At 42.3% G+C, this 17,926-nt stretch carries 19 protein-coding genes; 14 read left to right on the top strand and 5 right to left on the bottom strand.

Annotation, left to right across the window (positions count from 1 at the left end; all coding sequences use genetic code 11):
• Complete coding sequence (locus tag I5907_RS17455) at positions 1-660, bottom strand: head GIN domain-containing protein (protein ID WP_196992083.1); 660 nt, start codon at positions 658-660, stop codon at positions 1-3.
• A 190-nt stretch (positions 661-850) separates the two neighbouring features.
• On the opposite strand from I5907_RS17455, the gene I5907_RS17450 reads away from it, so the two are divergent.
• Positions 851-1,471: a porin family protein gene (locus I5907_RS17450; RefSeq protein WP_196992082.1), complete on the top strand. Its 621-nt coding sequence runs from the start codon at positions 851-853 to the stop codon at positions 1,469-1,471.
• Between the two features lie 227 nt (positions 1,472-1,698).
• The gene (locus I5907_RS17445) at positions 1,699-2,340 is read left to right on the top strand and encodes a hypothetical protein (RefSeq protein ID WP_196992081.1); all 642 of its coding nucleotides are present in this window, start codon (positions 1,699-1,701) and stop codon (positions 2,338-2,340) included.
• A 456-nt stretch (positions 2,341-2,796) separates the two neighbouring features.
• Here I5907_RS17445 and I5907_RS17440 read toward each other — a convergent pair whose 3' ends face one another.
• On the bottom strand, positions 2,797-4,116 hold the full coding sequence (locus I5907_RS17440) for an aspartate kinase (RefSeq protein WP_196992080.1): 1,320 nt from the start codon (positions 4,114-4,116) through the stop codon (positions 2,797-2,799).
• A 111-nt stretch (positions 4,117-4,227) separates the two neighbouring features.
• On the opposite strand from I5907_RS17440, the gene fbp reads away from it, so the two are divergent.
• The 12 genes from fbp to I5907_RS17380 all read left to right on the top strand — a co-directional run bounded on the left by fbp (position 4,228) and on the right by I5907_RS17380 (position 14,202).
• Entirely contained in the window at positions 4,228-5,235 is a 1,008-nt protein-coding gene (fbp, locus tag I5907_RS17435; protein WP_196992079.1) for a class 1 fructose-bisphosphatase, read from the top strand.
• Positions 5,236-5,470: 235 nt separating this feature from the next.
• Positions 5,471-6,478, top strand: a complete 1,008-nt coding sequence (locus I5907_RS17430; RefSeq protein ID WP_196992078.1) for a DHH family phosphoesterase — start codon at positions 5,471-5,473, stop codon at positions 6,476-6,478.
• Between the two features lies 1 nt (position 6,479).
• Positions 6,480-7,418: an FKBP-type peptidyl-prolyl cis-trans isomerase gene (locus I5907_RS17425; protein WP_196992077.1), complete on the top strand. Its 939-nt coding sequence runs from the start codon at positions 6,480-6,482 to the stop codon at positions 7,416-7,418.
• Between the two features lie 195 nt (positions 7,419-7,613).
• Entirely contained in the window at positions 7,614-7,850 is a 237-nt protein-coding gene (gene rpmB, locus I5907_RS17420; protein ID WP_196992076.1) for a 50S ribosomal protein L28, read from the top strand.
• A 31-nt stretch (positions 7,851-7,881) separates the two neighbouring features.
• Positions 7,882-8,064 carry a 50S ribosomal protein L33 gene (gene rpmG, locus I5907_RS17415; protein ID WP_147187708.1) on the top strand — a complete coding sequence of 61 codons (183 nt, stop codon included), beginning with the start codon at positions 7,882-7,884 and terminating at the stop codon, positions 8,062-8,064.
• Between the two features lie 2 nt (positions 8,065-8,066).
• Complete coding sequence (locus I5907_RS17410) at positions 8,067-8,240, top strand: DUF4295 domain-containing protein (protein ID WP_196992075.1); 174 nt, start codon at positions 8,067-8,069, stop codon at positions 8,238-8,240.
• 305 nt (positions 8,241-8,545) lie between these two features.
• Complete coding sequence (gene ftsY, locus I5907_RS17405) at positions 8,546-9,508, top strand: signal recognition particle-docking protein FtsY (protein ID WP_196992074.1); 963 nt, start codon at positions 8,546-8,548, stop codon at positions 9,506-9,508.
• Positions 9,509-9,760: 252 nt separating this feature from the next.
• Complete coding sequence (locus I5907_RS17400) at positions 9,761-10,582, top strand: M57 family metalloprotease (RefSeq protein ID WP_196992073.1); 822 nt, start codon at positions 9,761-9,763, stop codon at positions 10,580-10,582.
• Positions 10,583-10,807: 225 nt separating this feature from the next.
• Complete coding sequence (locus tag I5907_RS17395) at positions 10,808-11,626, top strand: M57 family metalloprotease (protein WP_196992072.1); 819 nt, start codon at positions 10,808-10,810, stop codon at positions 11,624-11,626.
• A gap of 150 nt (positions 11,627-11,776) precedes the next feature.
• Positions 11,777-12,187 (top strand): EVE domain-containing protein, encoded by a 411-nt coding sequence (locus I5907_RS17390; protein WP_196992071.1) that lies wholly within the window; start codon positions 11,777-11,779, stop codon positions 12,185-12,187.
• Positions 12,188-12,501: 314 nt separating this feature from the next.
• Positions 12,502-13,434: a DUF4349 domain-containing protein gene (locus I5907_RS17385; RefSeq protein ID WP_196992070.1), complete on the top strand. Its 933-nt coding sequence runs from the start codon at positions 12,502-12,504 to the stop codon at positions 13,432-13,434.
• Positions 13,435-13,509: 75 nt separating this feature from the next.
• Positions 13,510-14,202 carry an SIR2 family NAD-dependent protein deacylase gene (locus tag I5907_RS17380; protein WP_196992069.1) on the top strand — a complete coding sequence of 231 codons (693 nt, stop codon included), beginning with the start codon at positions 13,510-13,512 and terminating at the stop codon, positions 14,200-14,202.
• 42 nt (positions 14,203-14,244) lie between these two features.
• On the opposite strand, the gene I5907_RS17375 is transcribed toward I5907_RS17380, so the two are convergent.
• The 3 genes from I5907_RS17375 to I5907_RS17365 all read right to left on the bottom strand — a co-directional run bounded on the left by I5907_RS17375 (position 14,245) and on the right by I5907_RS17365 (position 17,719).
• Entirely contained in the window at positions 14,245-14,583 is a 339-nt protein-coding gene (locus I5907_RS17375; RefSeq protein ID WP_196992068.1) for a cupin domain-containing protein, read from the bottom strand.
• A gap of 21 nt (positions 14,584-14,604) precedes the next feature.
• The gene (locus I5907_RS17370; protein ID WP_196992067.1) at positions 14,605-16,119 is read right to left on the bottom strand and encodes a saccharopine dehydrogenase C-terminal domain-containing protein; all 1,515 of its coding nucleotides are present in this window, start codon (positions 16,117-16,119) and stop codon (positions 14,605-14,607) included.
• A 94-nt stretch (positions 16,120-16,213) separates the two neighbouring features.
• Positions 16,214-17,719 (bottom strand): hypothetical protein, encoded by a 1,506-nt coding sequence (locus tag I5907_RS17365; protein ID WP_196992066.1) that lies wholly within the window; start codon positions 17,717-17,719, stop codon positions 16,214-16,216.
• Between the last annotated feature and the right edge of the window lie 207 nt (positions 17,720-17,926).

Here is a 17,926-nt window from a genome sequence, read left to right as displayed (position 1 = left end):
TTATTGGCTGATGAGTTTCCCGCTGCCGGATATTTCACTGTTCACTTCTTCCGGGTTGCCTTTGTAATATACAGTGCCACTTCCAGAGATGTGGACATCCAGGCTTTCGGTTGCTGTTATTGATGCATTGCCACTGCCCGAAATGGCTATCGCCGCATGCTTTGCGGTTAAACCAAATGCGCCAAGGTTACCACTTCCGGATGATTGATAGTCCAGGTTATCATAAGTGCCGTTTGCAAAATCTATGTTGCCGGATCCTGATATGGAAGCATTCAGTTGTGTACCGCTGAAGATGCCTTCCACTGCAATGCCGGCGCTGCCGCTGATAAATGTACCCGCTAAAGAAGGCATGGTTACATACACTTCAGCATTGTCGTTCTTTACATTGGTGTTGTCCTTGTAATGAACTTCGAGTGTGCCGTTAACAACCTCCGTTTCAAGATATGGAACAAGGTTTTCGTAAGCCTTTACACTTACTTTAAATGATGTGCCCTGTGTAATAAAAACGTTGGTAGAACCTTGCGTACTCACTTTGGTAAATCCTGTAAGCTGCCTGTCTTCTGTTTTTACGTTGCCGCTGCCTGTAATGCGGTCTTTACTGCATGAACATAATGAGGTAACTGCTGCTGTAATAAGCAGCGCATAAAATGTGCTTTTCATGATAGGTTGTTGTTTAAATAAATCTGTAATGCCGCAAATTCTTTGCAAGTAGCAGCATATGCAAGCTAAAAGGTGATCTGCGGTTTGAATATTTTTTTACCGGTATTTAAATGTATTACTGCTTATATAATAAGAAATAAATTTTTCAGGTTGTGGCTGCGCATTATTTTTGCCGCCTAAACTTTAAAAAATGAAAAAACTCTTAAAGAACATGGCATTGGCCGCTCTCTTTGTATTTCCATTCACCAATAACGTAGATGCGCAGGTAAGTGTTGGGCCCGAGGTTGGCTTTTCCGCTGCAGGCCTTTACAACGATGAAAGCGATGTATATGCGGGCATCAATGTGCATGCAGGTGCAACTGCTCACATTCAGCTCGGTAACTTCCTCGCTGTAAGACCTTCGTTGCTTTTTAAAACAGGTTCATTGTCTTACCAGGATGATAATACTTCAAAAATTTCTTTCACCCGCATTTCATTACCGGTTCCGATCATGTATTCAAAGATTTTTGACAATGGCGGCAACCTGTTTGTAGGTGTTGGTCCGAATATTATGTATTCATTGGGCGGGAAGGTAAAGGAGCAGGGCCAGAGCGCAGACATTGATTTTGGAAAAGAGCCCGGGCAGCTTAAGCCAATTGATATTGGTTTGCACTTGAAGGGAGGCTTTCAGTTTTCAAACGGACTTGCGCTAAGCACCTTTTTTAATGGTGGTTTTACAAACCTTTCTAATGTTAGCGGTATTAAGACCAAAACAATGGATGCTATAGGTTTTTCTATCGGCTGGATGTTTGGTGGCGGCTCAGATTATTAATCAGCAATTATTTTATAAAAAGCAACACTGCCCCTGGCGTGTTGCTTTTTTTATTGCACAATACTTTTGTAGCCGGCAGCAGGTTTGCTATTGAACTGTTGTTGCGTCGCACTCTTGTACTGTATATCGCTGCGCGGCTGCTCCGGGCACGGCCATGTTTTATTACAGGCAACCTATGCAAAATGGTTTTCTAAAAAATGGGTATTATTCTTGAGTACACTCGGTTAATGAAAAATTTCATTTTTATTGCGTTGCTGTTGTTTGCTGCATGTAACGGAAACCTAAATGATCAGCAACAACATGCGTCAAGCCAATCAGATTCAGCTGCAGTAGTACCTGACGACTCATCTGCTGTTATCGATACTGCAAAGCTTATTGTGCCCGGTGCAAGCATCGGTAGCGTAAAAATTGATGAAGATGCGGCACTGTTGGAAAGACAATTGGGTAAGCCGGATTCTTCCGATGCTGCAATGGGCAAAGCCTGGTTGTTCTGGTTTGGTAAAAAAGATGCGCAAAACAATACCAGTGAACTGAGCATTTTTACTTCTTATAAAGACACATCGATGAATGGTAAATCGGTAAAGCTTGTCAGAACTACTTCTTTATTTTTTGAGACAGGAAACGGCATAAAAGTTTCCGCTTCCTTCAACAACGTGCAGCAACAGTTTACAATAAAACGAATTGGTTCATACACAGCTAAAGACGGACGTAGCATGCTGTTATATGACGATGAAACCGGCGGTATTGCATTTGAATTTGCAGGCAGCGAACAAACCTGCAGTGGCATTATAGTGCATCAGAAAAATGTGCCGGTACTCAATACTTACCTGACGTTTCATCCCGGGATGAAAATAACCGGAGCAGACTAATGTAAGCTCATGCCCCTGCTTTGAAAAGACCCGGATGAAGAATAGAAATATTTCACGTATCCATTAAATTCGGCGGCAGTAAACGCAACACCTGCCAGGCCAGGTTGAATTACTATACGCGTTTGTAGACGGTGGGTAAGAAATATTATTTCACACCTTTACATGATTTTATGTTTGATACAACGGATCGCTTCGGCCGACATGAAAAACGGAACGCACAAGTGAGTGACACAACAGGCGATGCCATGAAATGCTACCGCTGAAACAACAATAGATAAAGCATTCAGTGCAACTAAAAACTACATTTGATACTATAAATCAATTCAGTTTTCACGCCAGTAAATGCTACCGCTGAAACAACAATAGATAAAGCATTCAGTGCAACTAAAAACTACATTTGATAACATCATTAAATTTAGTTTTCAAGCCGATAAATACTGCTGCCTGTTACTAAAATCAGTCCCTGTATAAAACCTGTATGGTTTGTTTGTCCTGCTGTTGTAATACAATTTCTTTACCTGCAGTCATTTTTTCGATCAGCATCGTTGTATAATGGCGGATCGTTAACAGGCTTAATCCTTTTTCAACCTGCACATCAAAGATGGCGCCTGCTTCGGCGGCAAGGTGGTCTATCTTTTCGGGCTTATCGTCCAGGCAAACCTGCAGGCTTATTGCCCCGGTCTGTATAAGATTGGGCCGAATTTTATTGGATGCAAAATATTCATACAAACGAATAATCGGTTTTTCGCCCACAAAAGAAAAATCCTGGCTGTGCAGGTGCATCAGCGCCTGTTGTTTTTTGATTATGATAATGGGTGGCAGGTGCCTCGGTTGTTTTTTGTAGATAACAGTGCCCGGCAGAGACGGATCTATAAAACTCTTTACATGTAGCGGTATACCTTTATTCTGTAGTGGCTTGATGGTTTTAGGATGAATGATCTGTGCCCCATAGTAGGCCATTTCTATCACTTCATCGAAGCTTAACTCGTGTATAATCTCAGCATCGGGGAATTGCTTGGGGTCTGCGCTCATTACGGCTTCCACATCTTTCCAGATCGTTTGGCTTTCTGCATTGAGCAGGTTGGCAAAAATGGCTGCTGTAAAATCGCTTCCTTCCCTGCCCAGCGTGGTGCTCTCATTTTCATCGGTGGAGCCGATAAAACCCTGCGTTATCACAATGCCCGGTGTATAGTTGGCATCGTCTGCCGTAAGAACCGACGAAGATTGAGCCGCCTGCATGTTATGGAAATATTGTGCCTTTAGTTCGTCTACTTTCCGGGCTGTGTATTCCCAGTCTATGGTGGCATCGCGAAAATTATCATCGGTCCTAATGATATCTCTTACATCGAGCCAGGTATTGGCCACTTGCATTTCGTTGAGGTAATAACTCACAAGGCAGGTACTGAGTAATTCGCCCACGCACACCACCTGGTCATAGTAATAATCAAATGCTCTTACCGGTTTATCATGCATTAACCATTCAACTTCGGTAAAAAAGCTGTTTAGCTGTTCAATACAGGCGTTGTAATGTGTAACCAATAGATATTTTGCAGTGGTTACGTGTTGTTTTTTGATGCCATCGAAAAGTTGCAGAGCTTCTTCTTTGTGGCCGGCGTAGAATGCTTCCACCACTTTTTCCAGCGCATTGGTGGTTTTACCCATGGCAGAAATAATAATCATCAGTTGCTCATCGCTGTAGCTTTTGATAATCTCCTTTACATTTTGAATTCTTTCTACACTGTTCACACTTGCACCACCGAATTTGAAAACTTTCATAGCAATCTTTTGAAACCTGTTAATGATTTGTATAACCTGTTGAACAAAGATAGGAGGAATGAAAAGTAAATTTTTTGCAGGCAACTACTTTTGCCTGAAACGATTTGCACCATGGCACTAACCAGGAAGATACTTACACTAGATGAGTTTACCATTCAGCAATACCGCACCATACCCAATGCAACAGGCGAACTCAGCAGCCTGTTACGAGATATCGGCCTTGCCGCCAAACGTGTAAATGTTGAAGTAAATAAAGCAGGCCTTGCAGATATATTGGGTTATGACGGCAGCCGCAACATCCAGGGCGAGGAAGTGATGAAGCTGGATGTTTTCGCCAATAACCAGTTTATGAGTGTACTTAAAAACGGCATAAGCTGTGCCGGTTGTGCCAGTGAAGAGATGGATGACATTGTGGTGTTCGATGATGAAATAAGCAACAACAGTAAGTACGTGGTCATGTTCGATCCCGTTGATGGCAGTAATAACATCGACGTAAATATTTCTATCGGTACCATCTTTGGTGTGTACCGCCGTAAAAGCAAACCGGGCACGCCATGTACCATCGATGATTTCCTGCAGCCCGGCATTAACCAGGTAGCTGCAGGTTATATTGTCTACGGCTCATCAACCATGCTGGTATATGCCACACGCCGGGGCGTAAATGGTTTTACACTCGACCCCTCTATCGGTGAGTTCTGCCTGAGTCATCCCGGCATTACATGTCCGGAACATGGAAAAATCTATTCCGTTAACCATGGCAATTTTTTTCAATACGAGGATTTTGTAAAACAATATATTGCCGGGTGCCAGCAGAAAAACGAGACCAATGGTGGCCCTTATTCGCAGCGTTATTTTGGCAGTATGGTGGCAGATCTGCATCGCAACCTTATAAAAGGTGGCATTTTCATGTACCCGGCCACGGCCGATAACCGCAACGGTAAACTGCGTTTACAGTATGAGTGCAACCCGTTTGCTTTTATTATTGAGGTGGCTGGTGGTAAAGCAACAAATGGTAAAGAACGTATTCTCGATATACAACCCACCGCATTACACCAGCGCACGCCCATATTTATTGGCAGTAAGGCCATGCTTGAAGAACTGGAAAGCTTTTGCGCGTAATTTTTTTAACCAATACAATTTTTGTGGCCCGGCAGGGTATAAGCATTAAGCTTTCGTTGCGTCGCACTCTTGTACAGCAGTGCATAGTTCAGCTGTAGCGTTCAGGTTATCGTCGCGCTTTCGAATCCCGGCATTTGACCCTTTTTCAAAAAATCCTTAAAATACAAGGGTGTGGCGTGTTGCCGGCAAATACTTTTGACTGTATGACGGTAAAGCCGCAATTTTGCCGCCACCTATGCAAGAGGTAAAATTTGTATATCCATTATTAGAAGAGCAAAAGCGGGTTGTAATAACAACGCACCAGAAGCCAGACGGTGATGCAATGGGCGCAGCGCTGGGGCTTTATCATTTTTTGAGCCAGCTTAACCACCATGTTACGGTTATATCTCCCACCAACTGGGCCAATTTCCTCGACTGGATGCCGGGCTGCGATAAAGTGCTGGATTTTGAGAATGACCGTGAACTTGCATCAAAGATCATCAGCGAGGCAGACGTGTTATTCTGTCTCGATTTCAATATTCTGCACCGTACCAAAAACCTGGAACCGGTACTTGCAGCAGCGTCCTGCCTTAAAGTGCTGATAGACCATCACCAGCAGCCACAGGTTGAGGTTTTTGATTATGGCATCAGTAATGTACACAAAAGTTCTACCTGCGAGATGGTTTTTGATTTTATTGATGCATCTCCATTCAGCACACTGCTCAATAAAGATATAGCTACCTGTCTTTTTACAGGAATTATGACAGATACCGGATCTTTCCGTTTTTCTTCCACAACGGCCGAGGTTCACCGTGTAATTGCCGTATTGAAAGAAACCGGCATAGATCATACAGAGATATACGAACATATCTACGACAACTTTTCTGAAAGCCGTTTACGCTTTATTGGTAATGCGCTTTTAAACAGGCTGGAGGTTTTATACGAGTATAATGCCGCTGTAATGGCCATTCCTAAAAAGGATCTCGTTAAATATGAAATAAAAACAGGCGATACAGAAGGACTGGTAAACTATCTCCTTACAATGGAAGGCATAAAGCTCGGTGCCCTGTTAATCGACAGAACGGAAGAGCGGAAATGGAGTTTCAGGAGTAAAGGAGACTTTGATGTGAATGTGTTTGCCAGGCTGCATTTTGAGGGTGGTGGTCACCGGAATGCCGCAGGCGGGCGCAGCAGTGAAAGCCTTGAAGAGAACGTACAAAAATTTAAAACTGTTATTAAGGAATACGAACAACAATTACAATAAGATGAAAAAAATCATGTTTGTTGCTGCGGCAGCAATAGCTATGGCTTCATGCGGTGTGGATTATCAAAAAACTGCATCTGGCCTTGTGTACAAAATTTATGAGGGAAAAGGTGGCGATTCTGCCAAACCCGGCAACTACGTAAAATGCAATGTGCAGGTATTTTTGACTGACAGAACAGGGAAAGAAGATTCTGTGCTTACGCCACAATCCGATTTTCCAAATTACCTGCCTTGCGATACCAGCAAAAGAGCAGAAGCGTCTTTCATGGAGATCATACCCAAACTGCGCGAAGGTGACAGTGCTGTAATTAACGTAAGTGTTGATACGCTTAAGTCGAAAAGACTTATCAACCCTGCAGACAGTGTTGTTTTTGTGAAAGGCAGCAATATCCAGTACAGGGTTAAGGTTACCAGGGTTTTCAAAGAAGAGAAAGATGTGATGGCAGATTATGAAAAGGAAACCAAACTGGAAGAAGCCCGCCAGACAAAACAGGTGGAAGATTACATTGCAGGTAAAGGCCTGAAGGATAAAGCAAAAAAGACACCGCACGGCGCCTATGTTGTAGTAGATAATGCCGGCGATGCAGCTTTAAAAGCTGATTCGGGCAAACAGGCCTCCATTAAGTACAAGGGTTACCTGATGAGCGATAACAGCAAAATCTTTGATACAAACATGGATTCATCCAAAGGACATACAGACCCGATTGATGTAGTGGTTGGACAAAGTATGGTGATACCGGGATGGCATGATGCGTTGCCATTTTTCGGGAAAGGTGGTTCAGGAAAAATATTGATACCATCATTCCTTGGTTATGGTCCACAGGGAAGACAGCCGGAGATACTGCCCAATACAAACCTGATTTTTGATATAGAAGTGCTTGATGTAAAAGATGCACCACCTATGCCTGAAAGAAGAATGCCGGGCCAGATGCCGCAATAACTGATTAAAGCCTCGAAAGAGGCTTTTTTATTGAAAACCAGGCATTTTGGATTCGAAGTATGTGGGTAACTAAGTAATTCAGGTGTTGGAAATTTACTTTTCCCTACGATGTGAAGAACTTACGTAAAAAAACTTTTAATTGTTTTGGTAATTCGTTGGTTTTCCCGACCTTTGCCGTCCGAAAAAATTACAGTCATGGCAAGAGTATGTCAGGTTACAGGTAAGAAGCCAATAGGCGGTCACAGTGTTTCTCACTCAAACATTAAGACCAAGCGTCGTTTTTTACCAAATTTACAGACGAAGCGTTTCTACTTTGCAGAAGAAGATCGCTGGGTTACATTGAAGCTTTCTACAGATGCATTAAGAACCATCAATAAAAACGGTCTTGCAACTGTAATAAAAGAAATGAGAGCAGCAGGTGCTAAAATCTAATAATCGTATTAATAGTTAAATTGCTTATACAATGGCAAAGAAAGGCAACAGGGTTCAGGTTATTCTCGAATGTACCGAGCATAAAACCAGTGGTCAACCGGGCACAAGCCGCTACATCACCAAAAAGAACAAAAAGAATACTCCCGAAAGACTGGAGTTGAAGAAGTACAATCCTATTTTGAAAAAAGTTACCGTTCATAAAGAAATTAAATAGTCATGGCAAAAGCAGCTTCAAAAAACGCGAAGGTTAAAGATGCTAAAGCAGCAGCAGAAGCAAAGAACTGGACCAAAGTAATCCGGGCTGTACGCAGCTCAAAGTCTGGTGCTTATACTTTTAAAGAAGTAATCGTTCACAAAGACAAAGTGAAAGATTTCCTGGCTGGTAAATAATGCATGTACAATAAGAAACTGAAAAGCTGTTCTGTATTTACGGAACAGCTTTTTGTATTTGTATGTTAGTATTACCAGTTAATATTTCTTTTATGCATGGTATTTGGCTACATTAATTATGCTGCGGGTCTATGATTATTTCATGTCATTATGCATGAATGAATGCCCGGAAAAGGATAACAGGACCGCACCTTGTTGAAGGAAGAACAGAACGCACAAGTGTGCGACGCAACGGAAGCCTAATAGAATTGTTGCAGTTGGGCTCATAAAAAATATATTTGCACCTACACACCAAATAAATCAGCATGAGTTTTTTCGGAAAATTATTCGGCAAAAAGGAAAAGGAAAGTTTAGACGAAGGTTTGCAAAAAACCAAGGAGGGTTTTCTTTCTAAGATAACCAAAGCAATTGCAGGTAAAAGTACCGTAGATGAAGAAGTGCTCGACAATCTTGAAGAAGCACTCGTTACAGCCGATGTTGGTATAGATACCACGCTGGCTATTATTGATCGTGTGGAAAAACGCGTGGCACGTGATAAATACGTGAGTACCGGCGAACTGAATAAACTGCTGCAGGAAGAAATAGAGAATGTTCTTGTAGATGCTTCTGATGACAAGCACAAAAACTTTGATATACCGGCAGGTAAAAAGCCGTATGTAATTCTTGTGGTTGGGGTAAATGGTGTTGGTAAAACCACTACAATTGGAAAGCTGGCATACAATTATAAACAGGCCGGTAAATCTGTAATGCTTGGTGCTGCAGATACATTTCGTGCTGCGGCGGTTGACCAGCTTACCATATGGAGCGAAAGGGTAGGAGTGCCGATCGTAAAGCAGGCTATGGGCAGCGACCCGAGTGCAGTGGCTTTTGATGCAGTTCAAAGTGCAGTGTCAAAGAATGCAGATGTGGTAATTATAGATACCGCCGGGCGCTTACACAACAAACTTCATTTGATGGATGAGCTTACAAAGATCCGTCGCTCAATAAGTAAAATTATACCAGATGCACCACACGAAGTATTGCTGATACTGGACGGCTCTACAGGCCAGAATGCATTAGAGCAGGCCAAACACTTTACTGCAGCCACAGATGTGACTGCCATGATTATTACAAAGCTTGATGGCACCGCCAAGGGTGGTGTAGTGCTTGCAATTGCCAATCAATTCAGCATTCCAGTAAAGTATATTGGTGTTGGAGAAAAAATAACTGATCTCATCGTTTTTGATAAGCATGAATTTGTAGACTCTTTGTTTAATCTGACGAGATAACTTACATTATTATTTTTTGTTTTTTGAAAATTTATTTTTTTTGAAAACTATTGCACGGGTTTTTCTCAATGAGGCAATGGTTTTGTTTTATTTTTTTTAACGATTGTATTGCTTGTCTGAATTCTTTTCTGTTGGTGTTTAAAAAATCACAACCGGTCTTCAATGTGTTTTTTTAAAAAAACATTAAACACATATATTTACCCTCGTTGTTAATATTTTGTAACCAAAACAAATCACCAAAAAACGAGTTCCATGAAAATCTTGAAATCGGTTCTGGCTTGTGCTGCATTGAGCACGGCATTATTCTCCTGCCAAAAAGATGCAGCAGTAAAATCAGATTCATCAATCCCCTCCGATGTAATGAATCAAATCAGGGCACATGGCTTTAGCACAGACGGTGTTATTGCACAGGCTGATGGTTATGTAGTGGAAGGTGACGTATTCTTATCTTACAAAGATTTGTCACGTACACCGTTGACTGAAACACAAATGCGTATTGCAGAAGTTGAGCAGTACCACACAACAAATCTGATTACAGGTTTGCCACGTGTTATTAAAATTTCTGTGCGCAATCTTGATCCGGTATGGACAGTAGCGTTAGACAGTGCTGTAGCACGTTACAACGCATTAGGCATGAGGTTAAGATTTAAAAGAGTTGCAGGTATTGCAAAATCTGACATTGACCTGATTGGTGCTGATCTTGGTGGTGGTGGCGTATTAGGCCGCTCTTCAGGTTTTCCTGATGTAAACGGAGATACTCCTGACACCATTACCATCAACAACCGCGCAGGTACCTTTGGTACAAACCCAAGTGTGCAGTGGCTTACAACAATTGTTGCACATGAAATTGGCCACACAATTGGTTTCCGCCATACAGACTATGCCAACAGAAACTATAGCTGTGGTTTCTCTTTCCCACGTAATGAGGGTGATGCAGGTGTTGGCGCAATCTGGATTCCAGGTACACCAACAGCTCCACAGGATCCAGGCAGTTGGATGCTCGCCTGTACAGATGGCACAGACCGTCCGTTCAATGTGAATGATATCATTGCACTCAATTATCTATACTTGTAGATCTGTTTGCTACAGCCTGTAAAAGGGCTGTAGCTTTTTTATTTTATTTATTCCCCCTGGCGTTTTGTTAATTAATTATTAATTGGTTTGATTAACATTATTCCACACCTTTGGTCTGACAAACAAAACGTACCCCCTTCAAAAAAATCACGATAGAAACATCTTTACTTATTCTTACAGTTTTATAAGCCAAAAACAAAACATTAATTACAAACTCTCATTCTTATGAAAATGAATGTTAGATCTGCTTTAGCATGTGCTGCACTCAGCACAGCTTTATTTTCCTGCCAGAAACAAGACAAAACACCTGCTGCAACTGCAAACCAGATTCCTTCTGAAGTAATTGCACAGATTGCTGCAAAAGGATTTAATACAGAAGGCGTAGTTGCTGCAAATGGTGGTTATGTAGTAGAAGGCGATATCTTCCTTTCAACGAACGATCTTAAAAATCTGAACCTCGGTCCGGATTTAAGGGTTGGCGAAGAAGAGCAGTATCACACTACTAACCTGGTGAAAAATCTGCCAAGAACAATTACTATCTCTGTAGAAGGTTTAGAGCCAATTTGGGCGCAGGCTACAGATATAGCTATTGCGCGTTACAATGCATTAGGCTTACGTCTTACATTCCAGCGCATCACTAGCGGTGGAAACATCGTTGTAATTGGTGCGGATTTAGGCGGTGATGGCGTTTTGGGCCGTTCTTCCGGTTTTCCAACTACAGCAGGCGATCCTGCTTCTCCAATTACATTGAACAACCGTCCTGGTACATTTGGTTCAAATCCTGATGTTAACTGGCTTGCAACAGTTGTAGCGCATGAAATTGGTCATACAATTGGTTTCCGTCACACAGACTATAAAAACCGTAAATATAGCTGCGGTGGTATCCGTTACAACGAAGGCAAAGCAGGTGTAGGTGCCATCTGGATTCCTGGTACACCAACTGGTCCTCAGGATCCTTATAGCTGGATGCTTGCATGTACAGATGGTACAGACCGTCCTTTCAATGCAAACGATGTTATTGCATTAAACTACCTATACAAATAATCTTAGTTCTTACTGTAAGAAATTAAGAAGGCCCCTGCAAATTGCGGGGGTTTTTCTTTTGGTACCCGGCCGCAGAAAAATAATGCAGCTTCTGTTGCGTCGCACACTTGTACGGTATATCTTTATTCAGCAAATAACACAACCATCATTATGGCATACTGGCTTGTAAAAAGTGAACCATTCAAATACAGTTGGGAGCAGTTTGAAAAAGATAAACAAACATTTTGGGATGGTGTAAGAAACTACGCAGCACGCAATAACCTTCGATCCATGAAGAAAGGAGAGGAGGTTTTATTCTATCATAGTAATGAAGGCCTTGCAATTGTTGGTATTGCAAAGGTTTCAAAAGAAGCTTACCAGGATCCCACAACAGAGGAAGATGCATGGGTGGTGGTAGATTTAAAGCCCTACAAAAAAATCAAAAAGCCTGTAACGCTTGAGCAGGTGAAAGCAGATCCCCGTTTAAAAGATATGGCCCTTGTACGTCTCGGCAGATTAAGTGTACAACCTGTTACAGATGATGAATGGAACATCATTATGGAACTTGGCGGCATGAAATAATTATATAAGAAAAAAGAGAACATTCAACAGGTACAGGTCATAAGGCCTGTACCTGTTTTGTTATCATGCTATACCGGCCTTGAATAACTTCAGGCCTGCGATTTCTGTTGGTTTTCTTTTGCTTTCTTTTAACGTTAGTACGTGGTTACAAAAGTCAACCATAAAGAATCAATACAAACAAGCTTGTCTTTCTGATTATTTTATCCAACAACTTATTTTCAAAAAATTAAGCTATCTCGCGAAGCAGGTATAGAATAACGCTTACCTGTTTGTGCAATCTAAACTTTCCCGCATCTAAAACAAAAAACTAAATTATGAAGAAGCAATTTTTCTATGCATTTTGCGTAGCCGCTATCGCTATGTCTTGTACCCGCAATGAACAAGAAATGACTTCGGATCTTATTCAGTCAGATAGAGGTAATAAAGAACTTGCAGCGCCGGGTACGGTATCAGCAGATACAACTGTTATTCCCACTATGAATATTAATGATGGTAGAGAGGTTTTGCAATCTGGAAATCCGCTGATAGATTGGGATAAGAAGATTATCAAGAATGCACACGTTACACTTGAACTGAAAGACTATAACGCTTATAATGCAGCCTTGCATAACAAACTCAAGAGCTATGGAGCATACGTAGCGCAGGAACAGCAAACTCAATCTGACGATCAAATTGCAAATATTTTGTCAGTAAAAGTTCCTGTAGATAAGTTTGATGATTTAATGAATTCCTTATCAGGTGATGGCATTAAAGTATTGGAAAAAACAGTTTCCACAGAAGATGTTACAGGGCAGGTAGTTGATACCAGGGCCAGAATAGAAGCGAAGAAGGAAATAAGGGCCCGGTATATCGAACTACTGAAGCAATCAAAAAGTATGAAAGATATTCTGGAAGTTCAACGAGAGATTAATGGTATCCAGGAAGATATAGAGTCTGCAACCGGCAGAGTTAGCTACCTGACCAATTCTTCATCTTACAGTACGATCAACCTGCGCTATTATCAATTTCTAAATGGTGCTGATGAGCAGACATTGCAACCAGGATTTATGTCGAAAATAGCAGACGCTTTCAAAAACGGAGGTAGTTTGGTAAGCGGTATATTGTTGTTTCTTGTCTCAATATGGCCACTGTTAGCAGGCGGACTGTTAGTATTTATATATTGGAAAAAACTGCGAGTGAAAAAGCAGGTGGCACACGTGCCGACGCTTAATCCGAACGCACAAGTGAGTGACACAACAGGCGCTTAATAGTAGCAATGCAGCCCACACAAAAAAGTTTCAACCCTTTACCTTTCTAACGATTTGCCTGCTTAATTTTATTACATGTCTAAAAAGAAACTGGTGGTGCTTACGGGTGCCGGTATAAGTGCAGAAAGTGGCCTCAGAACTTTTCGCGACAGCGATGGTTTGTGGGAGGGCTATAACATTGAAGATGTGGCCACACCGCGGGCATGGAAACGTAACCCGCAACTGGTGCTGGACTTCTATAATTACAGGAGGAGGGATGTTGCAAAGGCGCAACCTAATGCCGGCCACCTTGGACTTGCTGCGCTGGAAAATGATTTTGACGTGCACATTATAACACAGAACATCGACGACCTGCATGAGCGTGCAGGCTCTACTAAGGTATTGCACCTCCACGGCGAAATATTTAAAATGCGCAGCGAAAAAAGAATGAGCCCGGTATATGAAATACGCAATGATATAAGGCGTGGTGACCTTGACGAAGATGGCGGACAAATGCGACCTCATATTGTATGGTTTGAAGAGCCTGTGCCCATGATCGAGATTGCAGCGGCTATAACCGCGGAGGCTGAAATATTTGTGGTGGTGGGTACTTCGCTTGTTGTATACCCTGCGGCTGGTCTGGTGCATTATGCACCCGATCGTGCACCGAAATTTATTGTAGATAAAAAAATACCTTACTTGTCTTCTTCGCAAAACCTTACTGCTATTGAACTGCCGGCTACAACAGGCGTAAAGGTATTACAGGAAAAACTAATGGCTTTGCGGTAGAATGATTTACCCGTGATTGAACAAAAGCAAATAGCGTTGGTTTTATAGAATGGTTGCTTCACCACCCTGCCTGCCATAAAAGATTACCCAGGTGGCAAAATCTTCTGTAAAGTTTTCGAATCGGTGTTCCATGCCGGCTGGCACAAACAAGACATCACCTTTACTGAACTTAATGCGTTCGCAATTTCTAAAAAATGTTCCAGAACCGGCAACAATAATATACAGCTCGTCCTGTGTATGGGGCGTTTGTGTGTCTGTTTTATACGGCGCAAAGTACTCAACACTCATAGTGCCGTGTTGCATAAGCACAGCAAACTTTTTGCCCGTTTCTTTTTGCAATGCCGTTATGGCTTCATTGAGTGGTATATGATAACGGTTCATGCCCGGGTTGAGTATTTTTTATTAGTGTTCCGTTTCATTGAATACAATACCGTGTTGTTGTAATTCCTGTAAAACCGGCTCGTAAATTTCCGGGCTTACCGGTATATGTAATCCTTTTTCTTTGATCCTGCCTTCCAGTATAAGTTTGGCAGCGATACCCAAAGGAAGACCAACTGTTTTTGCCATTGCCGTATGTATACTGTCTTCACCTTTTAGTACCAGACTGCTTTTTATTGCATGCATTTTGTCATTAAGCTCATAATCTATCTCGTGCATCATTACGATCATGTCTTTATCTTCCGGTTTCAATGCCCATTTGCTTTCAAGGATAAACTGCAAAACGTCTGCAGCACTACAAAGCCCTTTGTTGATCAAGGTCTCTTCATCATCAAGTCCGAGAAAAAAGAGTTGCTTCATGCTGAGGTTGGCTTCGTGCATTTTACCCGCTACCGATTCGGTAGCTTTATCTTTTATCTCTTCAAGATCGAGACTAGTGAGTGCACCTTTCTCATCAATCATCATGATTTCCTCTTCAGCCGGCTCGCCTGCTTCGATAGCCTGCTCTTCTGCATCCATGAGTTGCATGAGTTTTTCCATCATGGTTTTAGCATAATCAAGGCGGCTGGTAAGCATGTTGTTCAGCCATTCGCCAAAGCCATTTCTCTCAAAATGTGTTTTAAAAAAACCGGCTACACTAAGGCCGTCTGTTTCGTATACTTTTTCTTCATCCGTTAATTTCAGATCTACGATATTTTTCCAGCCAAAGCTAAACTCAGGATGCCTGAGTGTTGTGCGCATAAGAGTTTGAATACCCTGCAGGCCGTAAAGTTTTTCGTATGCCAGTGAATCGCGGTTGGCATAATAGGCAAAAATGCCGTGCCCGGGAATTTCGATGATATTATCCGTATCGAATAAACCGGTATAGGGCAGGTGCACTTCCCGGCCGTTAACCTTGTAATCTGCCCCTGCTTTACCGGCAAGTACCACATTTCTTGGGTTCCAGCTTATTTTATAGTGCCACGGATTGTCATCACTTTCCGGTGCTACCAGTCCGCCGCAATGCGATTTAAACGAAGTAATTTTTCCACCCTGTTGTTGTATGCGATGGAAAAGCTGCATGGCACTCATATGATCGATACCAGGATCGAGCCCCATCTCGCAAAGAAATAAAAGACCTTTAGCCGCTATTTGCTCATGCAACGCGTTAATGGATTCACTTACATAAGATGCTGTCAAAAGGTGTTTGCCAAGGTCAATGCAGTCAAGCGCCAACAGGTAATGCAGGTTTGGCGGCATCATTGATATTACAATATCTGCTTCAGTAACCAGCGCCCGGCGCTGGGTTTCGTTCTCTATGTTTACCTGTGCAGCCTTTACAAGCTCGTGTTTACCAACTTTGGCTTCCACAACGGCAAGGTTGCTGTCTGCTACTGTAACCTTCCAGATATTCCCGGTAGCAAGTTTTTTTAGATAGTCGATAAGCACAGTAGCAGATTTGCCCGCACCAAAAAGAACGATGTGTTTTATTTCAGCCATAAAAGAGATGTTGGTACCCTTGAAAAATAGTGGCAAAAATAAAAGCCTTTTTTAGAAAAGGCTTTTATCATTTTTCAGCAAGACGAAGTGCTGTTTAGTCAGCTATTATATTCAGATCATTTTGTTCGGAAGTAATCATCGAAACTTTGTATTTGATACCGGCTGCTTTCTGGTTTTGTGGTGCATTGATCCTTACATTGCCGCCAGGCTGTACGTTCTTTACGGTAAGTGTTTCGCCTTTAATAAACTTGTTATTTGCATCAAAGTATTGCAGGTCGAGCATTACAAGATCCAATGGAACGTCACTGATATTGGATACATTGTATTGTACGCCTGATGCAACGGGGTAAGATTCAACATCCACATAATCATCAATCAAAACTGCCTTTTTTACAGGTCTTTTTACCTCCGGTGCAACCACTGTTGGTTTTTGCTCGTCCTGTGGTTGTGCATACGTAGTTTCCGCTCTCTTTGATGCATTGCGGGCACCATTTACATCTGTTGCAGCAGGCTGGTAGCTTTTCTGTTGTACCACTGCATTTTGTTGTGCCTGTACTTTTTGCACCGGTGCAGTCACAGGTTTTGCGTTACCGATTTTTTGTCTGGTTGTTGCAGGGTTTGCAACAGGAGATTTTATCACAGCAGGTACCACTACCTGCTTATTTGCAGTTTCGGCATTTTTTCCGGCATCAGCCTGTTCATCGCTTACATTGCTATTGTCATTTGCTGTAACCGCAGTGCTTTCATCAGTAGTTTCCTGCGGCAGTAACTGGATATCTTGTTGCGGCTGCAAATTTGCGTTGGCCTCTTCAAAACTGGTCTTATCGCTCCAGGTAAGATCCACCCACATACCCGCCGCCATAATAGCCAGTAATAATACCGCAGCCGTGAGATGCGATTTATATTTTTCAAAACCTGACGATGCTTTCTTTCTTGCCAGCAGGCTGTCAGCATAATTGCCGGCAATGTCTTCCAGCGACTGAGAAAATTTTGTTTCCAGCACTTCTTCTTCGCCCATTGACTTTATGCGGTCGTTAACGGTCTTGTAAGACACGGCAGCAGAAGATACAGCCTTTTTTTCCTGCTCCCAGTCCATCCACATATTCTCCCACGATGCCGGAGACGCCACCGTTTGGGTATGTTTTACCTGTTCTGTATTTACTTTGGGCGTAACATTATTCTCCACAAAAGATACAGGTGGCCTGTAATTGTCTATTAATTGTTGTGGTGTAGTGGTTACAGGTACTGTGGTGGTCACTGTTTCAATACGCCGGGAATCTGCGGTTATTCTTATACGCGGCTTTTCCTTCCTGGTAACCGGCACGGGGGCCTCCGTTTCCATTGGTGGCGCCTGCACCACAGTTTGTTGTAGCACCTGTGTGGCGGCAGTTGTATTTCTTTTATAAAACCTGTCAAATGGCTGCTCGTCTACGGGCGGCGCATAAGGTTTTAATACCTCTATTTCGCTGGGGTAGCGCCATGCAGCACTTCTGCCATCTACCCAAACAAGGTCGTATTTCTTTAAACCCATTTGTATGAGTTCTTCGGCAGCGTATGGGCCCGATTCTTTGTTGTCGCGTAAAAGACGGTACTGTTTCATCGCACTATGTAGTTAGTAAATTGTATAATGCACACCACATTCCGAATATTGCAAAAGAATAGTTATAAATGCACTGATACCTTACAAAACTACTTTATTTTTCCTGCTCTTCAAAGGTTGTACCGTTTAACGATATGATATGCAGTTGTTTGGCTGCGCCGGAACCTTCAGATGCCATAAAAAGGGAACCCTGAAGTGAGTGACACA

The sequence above is a fragment of the Panacibacter microcysteis genome (assembly GCF_015831355.1).
In the GTDB taxonomy this organism is placed as follows: Bacteria; Bacteroidota; Bacteroidia; order Chitinophagales; family Chitinophagaceae; genus Panacibacter; species Panacibacter microcysteis.
The sequence above is the reverse complement of the archived record's forward strand: the minus strand, read 5'-3'. Positions and strand labels throughout refer to the sequence as shown.

Bases quoted from the DNA above. Each gene is read 5' to 3' on its own strand.
- ftsY (WP_196992074.1), top strand. From the start codon at position 8,546: ATGAGTTTTTTCGGAAAATTATTCGGCAAAAAGGAAAAGGAAAGTTTA.
- I5907_RS17445 (WP_196992081.1), top strand. From the start codon at position 1,699: ATGAAAAATTTCATTTTTATTGCGTTGCTGTTGTTTGCTGCATGTAAC.
- I5907_RS17455 (WP_196992083.1), bottom strand. From the start codon at position 660: ATGAAAAGCACATTTTATGCGCTGCTTATTACAGCAGCAGTTACCTCA.
- I5907_RS17385 (WP_196992070.1), top strand. From the start codon at position 12,502: ATGAAGAAGCAATTTTTCTATGCATTTTGCGTAGCCGCTATCGCTATG.
- rpmB (WP_196992076.1), top strand. From the start codon at position 7,614: ATGGCAAGAGTATGTCAGGTTACAGGTAAGAAGCCAATAGGCGGTCAC.
- I5907_RS17400 (WP_196992073.1), top strand. From the start codon at position 9,761: ATGAAAATCTTGAAATCGGTTCTGGCTTGTGCTGCATTGAGCACGGCA.
- I5907_RS17440 (WP_196992080.1), bottom strand. From the start codon at position 4,116: ATGAAAGTTTTCAAATTCGGTGGTGCAAGTGTGAACAGTGTAGAAAGA.
- fbp (WP_196992079.1), top strand. From the start codon at position 4,228: ATGGCACTAACCAGGAAGATACTTACACTAGATGAGTTTACCATTCAG.
- I5907_RS17425 (WP_196992077.1), top strand. From the start codon at position 6,480: ATGAAAAAAATCATGTTTGTTGCTGCGGCAGCAATAGCTATGGCTTCA.
- rpmG (WP_147187708.1), top strand. From the start codon at position 7,882: ATGGCAAAGAAAGGCAACAGGGTTCAGGTTATTCTCGAATGTACCGAG.
- I5907_RS17375 (WP_196992068.1), bottom strand. From the start codon at position 14,583: ATGAACCGTTATCATATACCACTCAATGAAGCCATAACGGCATTGCAA.
- I5907_RS17450 (WP_196992082.1), top strand. From the start codon at position 851: ATGAAAAAACTCTTAAAGAACATGGCATTGGCCGCTCTCTTTGTATTT.
- I5907_RS17390 (WP_196992071.1), top strand. From the start codon at position 11,777: ATGGCATACTGGCTTGTAAAAAGTGAACCATTCAAATACAGTTGGGAG.
- I5907_RS17370 (WP_196992067.1), bottom strand. From the start codon at position 16,119: ATGGCTGAAATAAAACACATCGTTCTTTTTGGTGCGGGCAAATCTGCT.
- I5907_RS17410 (WP_196992075.1), top strand. From the start codon at position 8,067: ATGGCAAAAGCAGCTTCAAAAAACGCGAAGGTTAAAGATGCTAAAGCA.
- I5907_RS17395 (WP_196992072.1), top strand. From the start codon at position 10,808: ATGAAAATGAATGTTAGATCTGCTTTAGCATGTGCTGCACTCAGCACA.
- I5907_RS17380 (WP_196992069.1), top strand. From the start codon at position 13,510: ATGTCTAAAAAGAAACTGGTGGTGCTTACGGGTGCCGGTATAAGTGCA.
- I5907_RS17365 (WP_196992066.1), bottom strand. From the start codon at position 17,719: ATGAAACAGTACCGTCTTTTACGCGACAACAAAGAATCGGGCCCATAC.
- I5907_RS17430 (WP_196992078.1), top strand. From the start codon at position 5,471: ATGCAAGAGGTAAAATTTGTATATCCATTATTAGAAGAGCAAAAGCGG.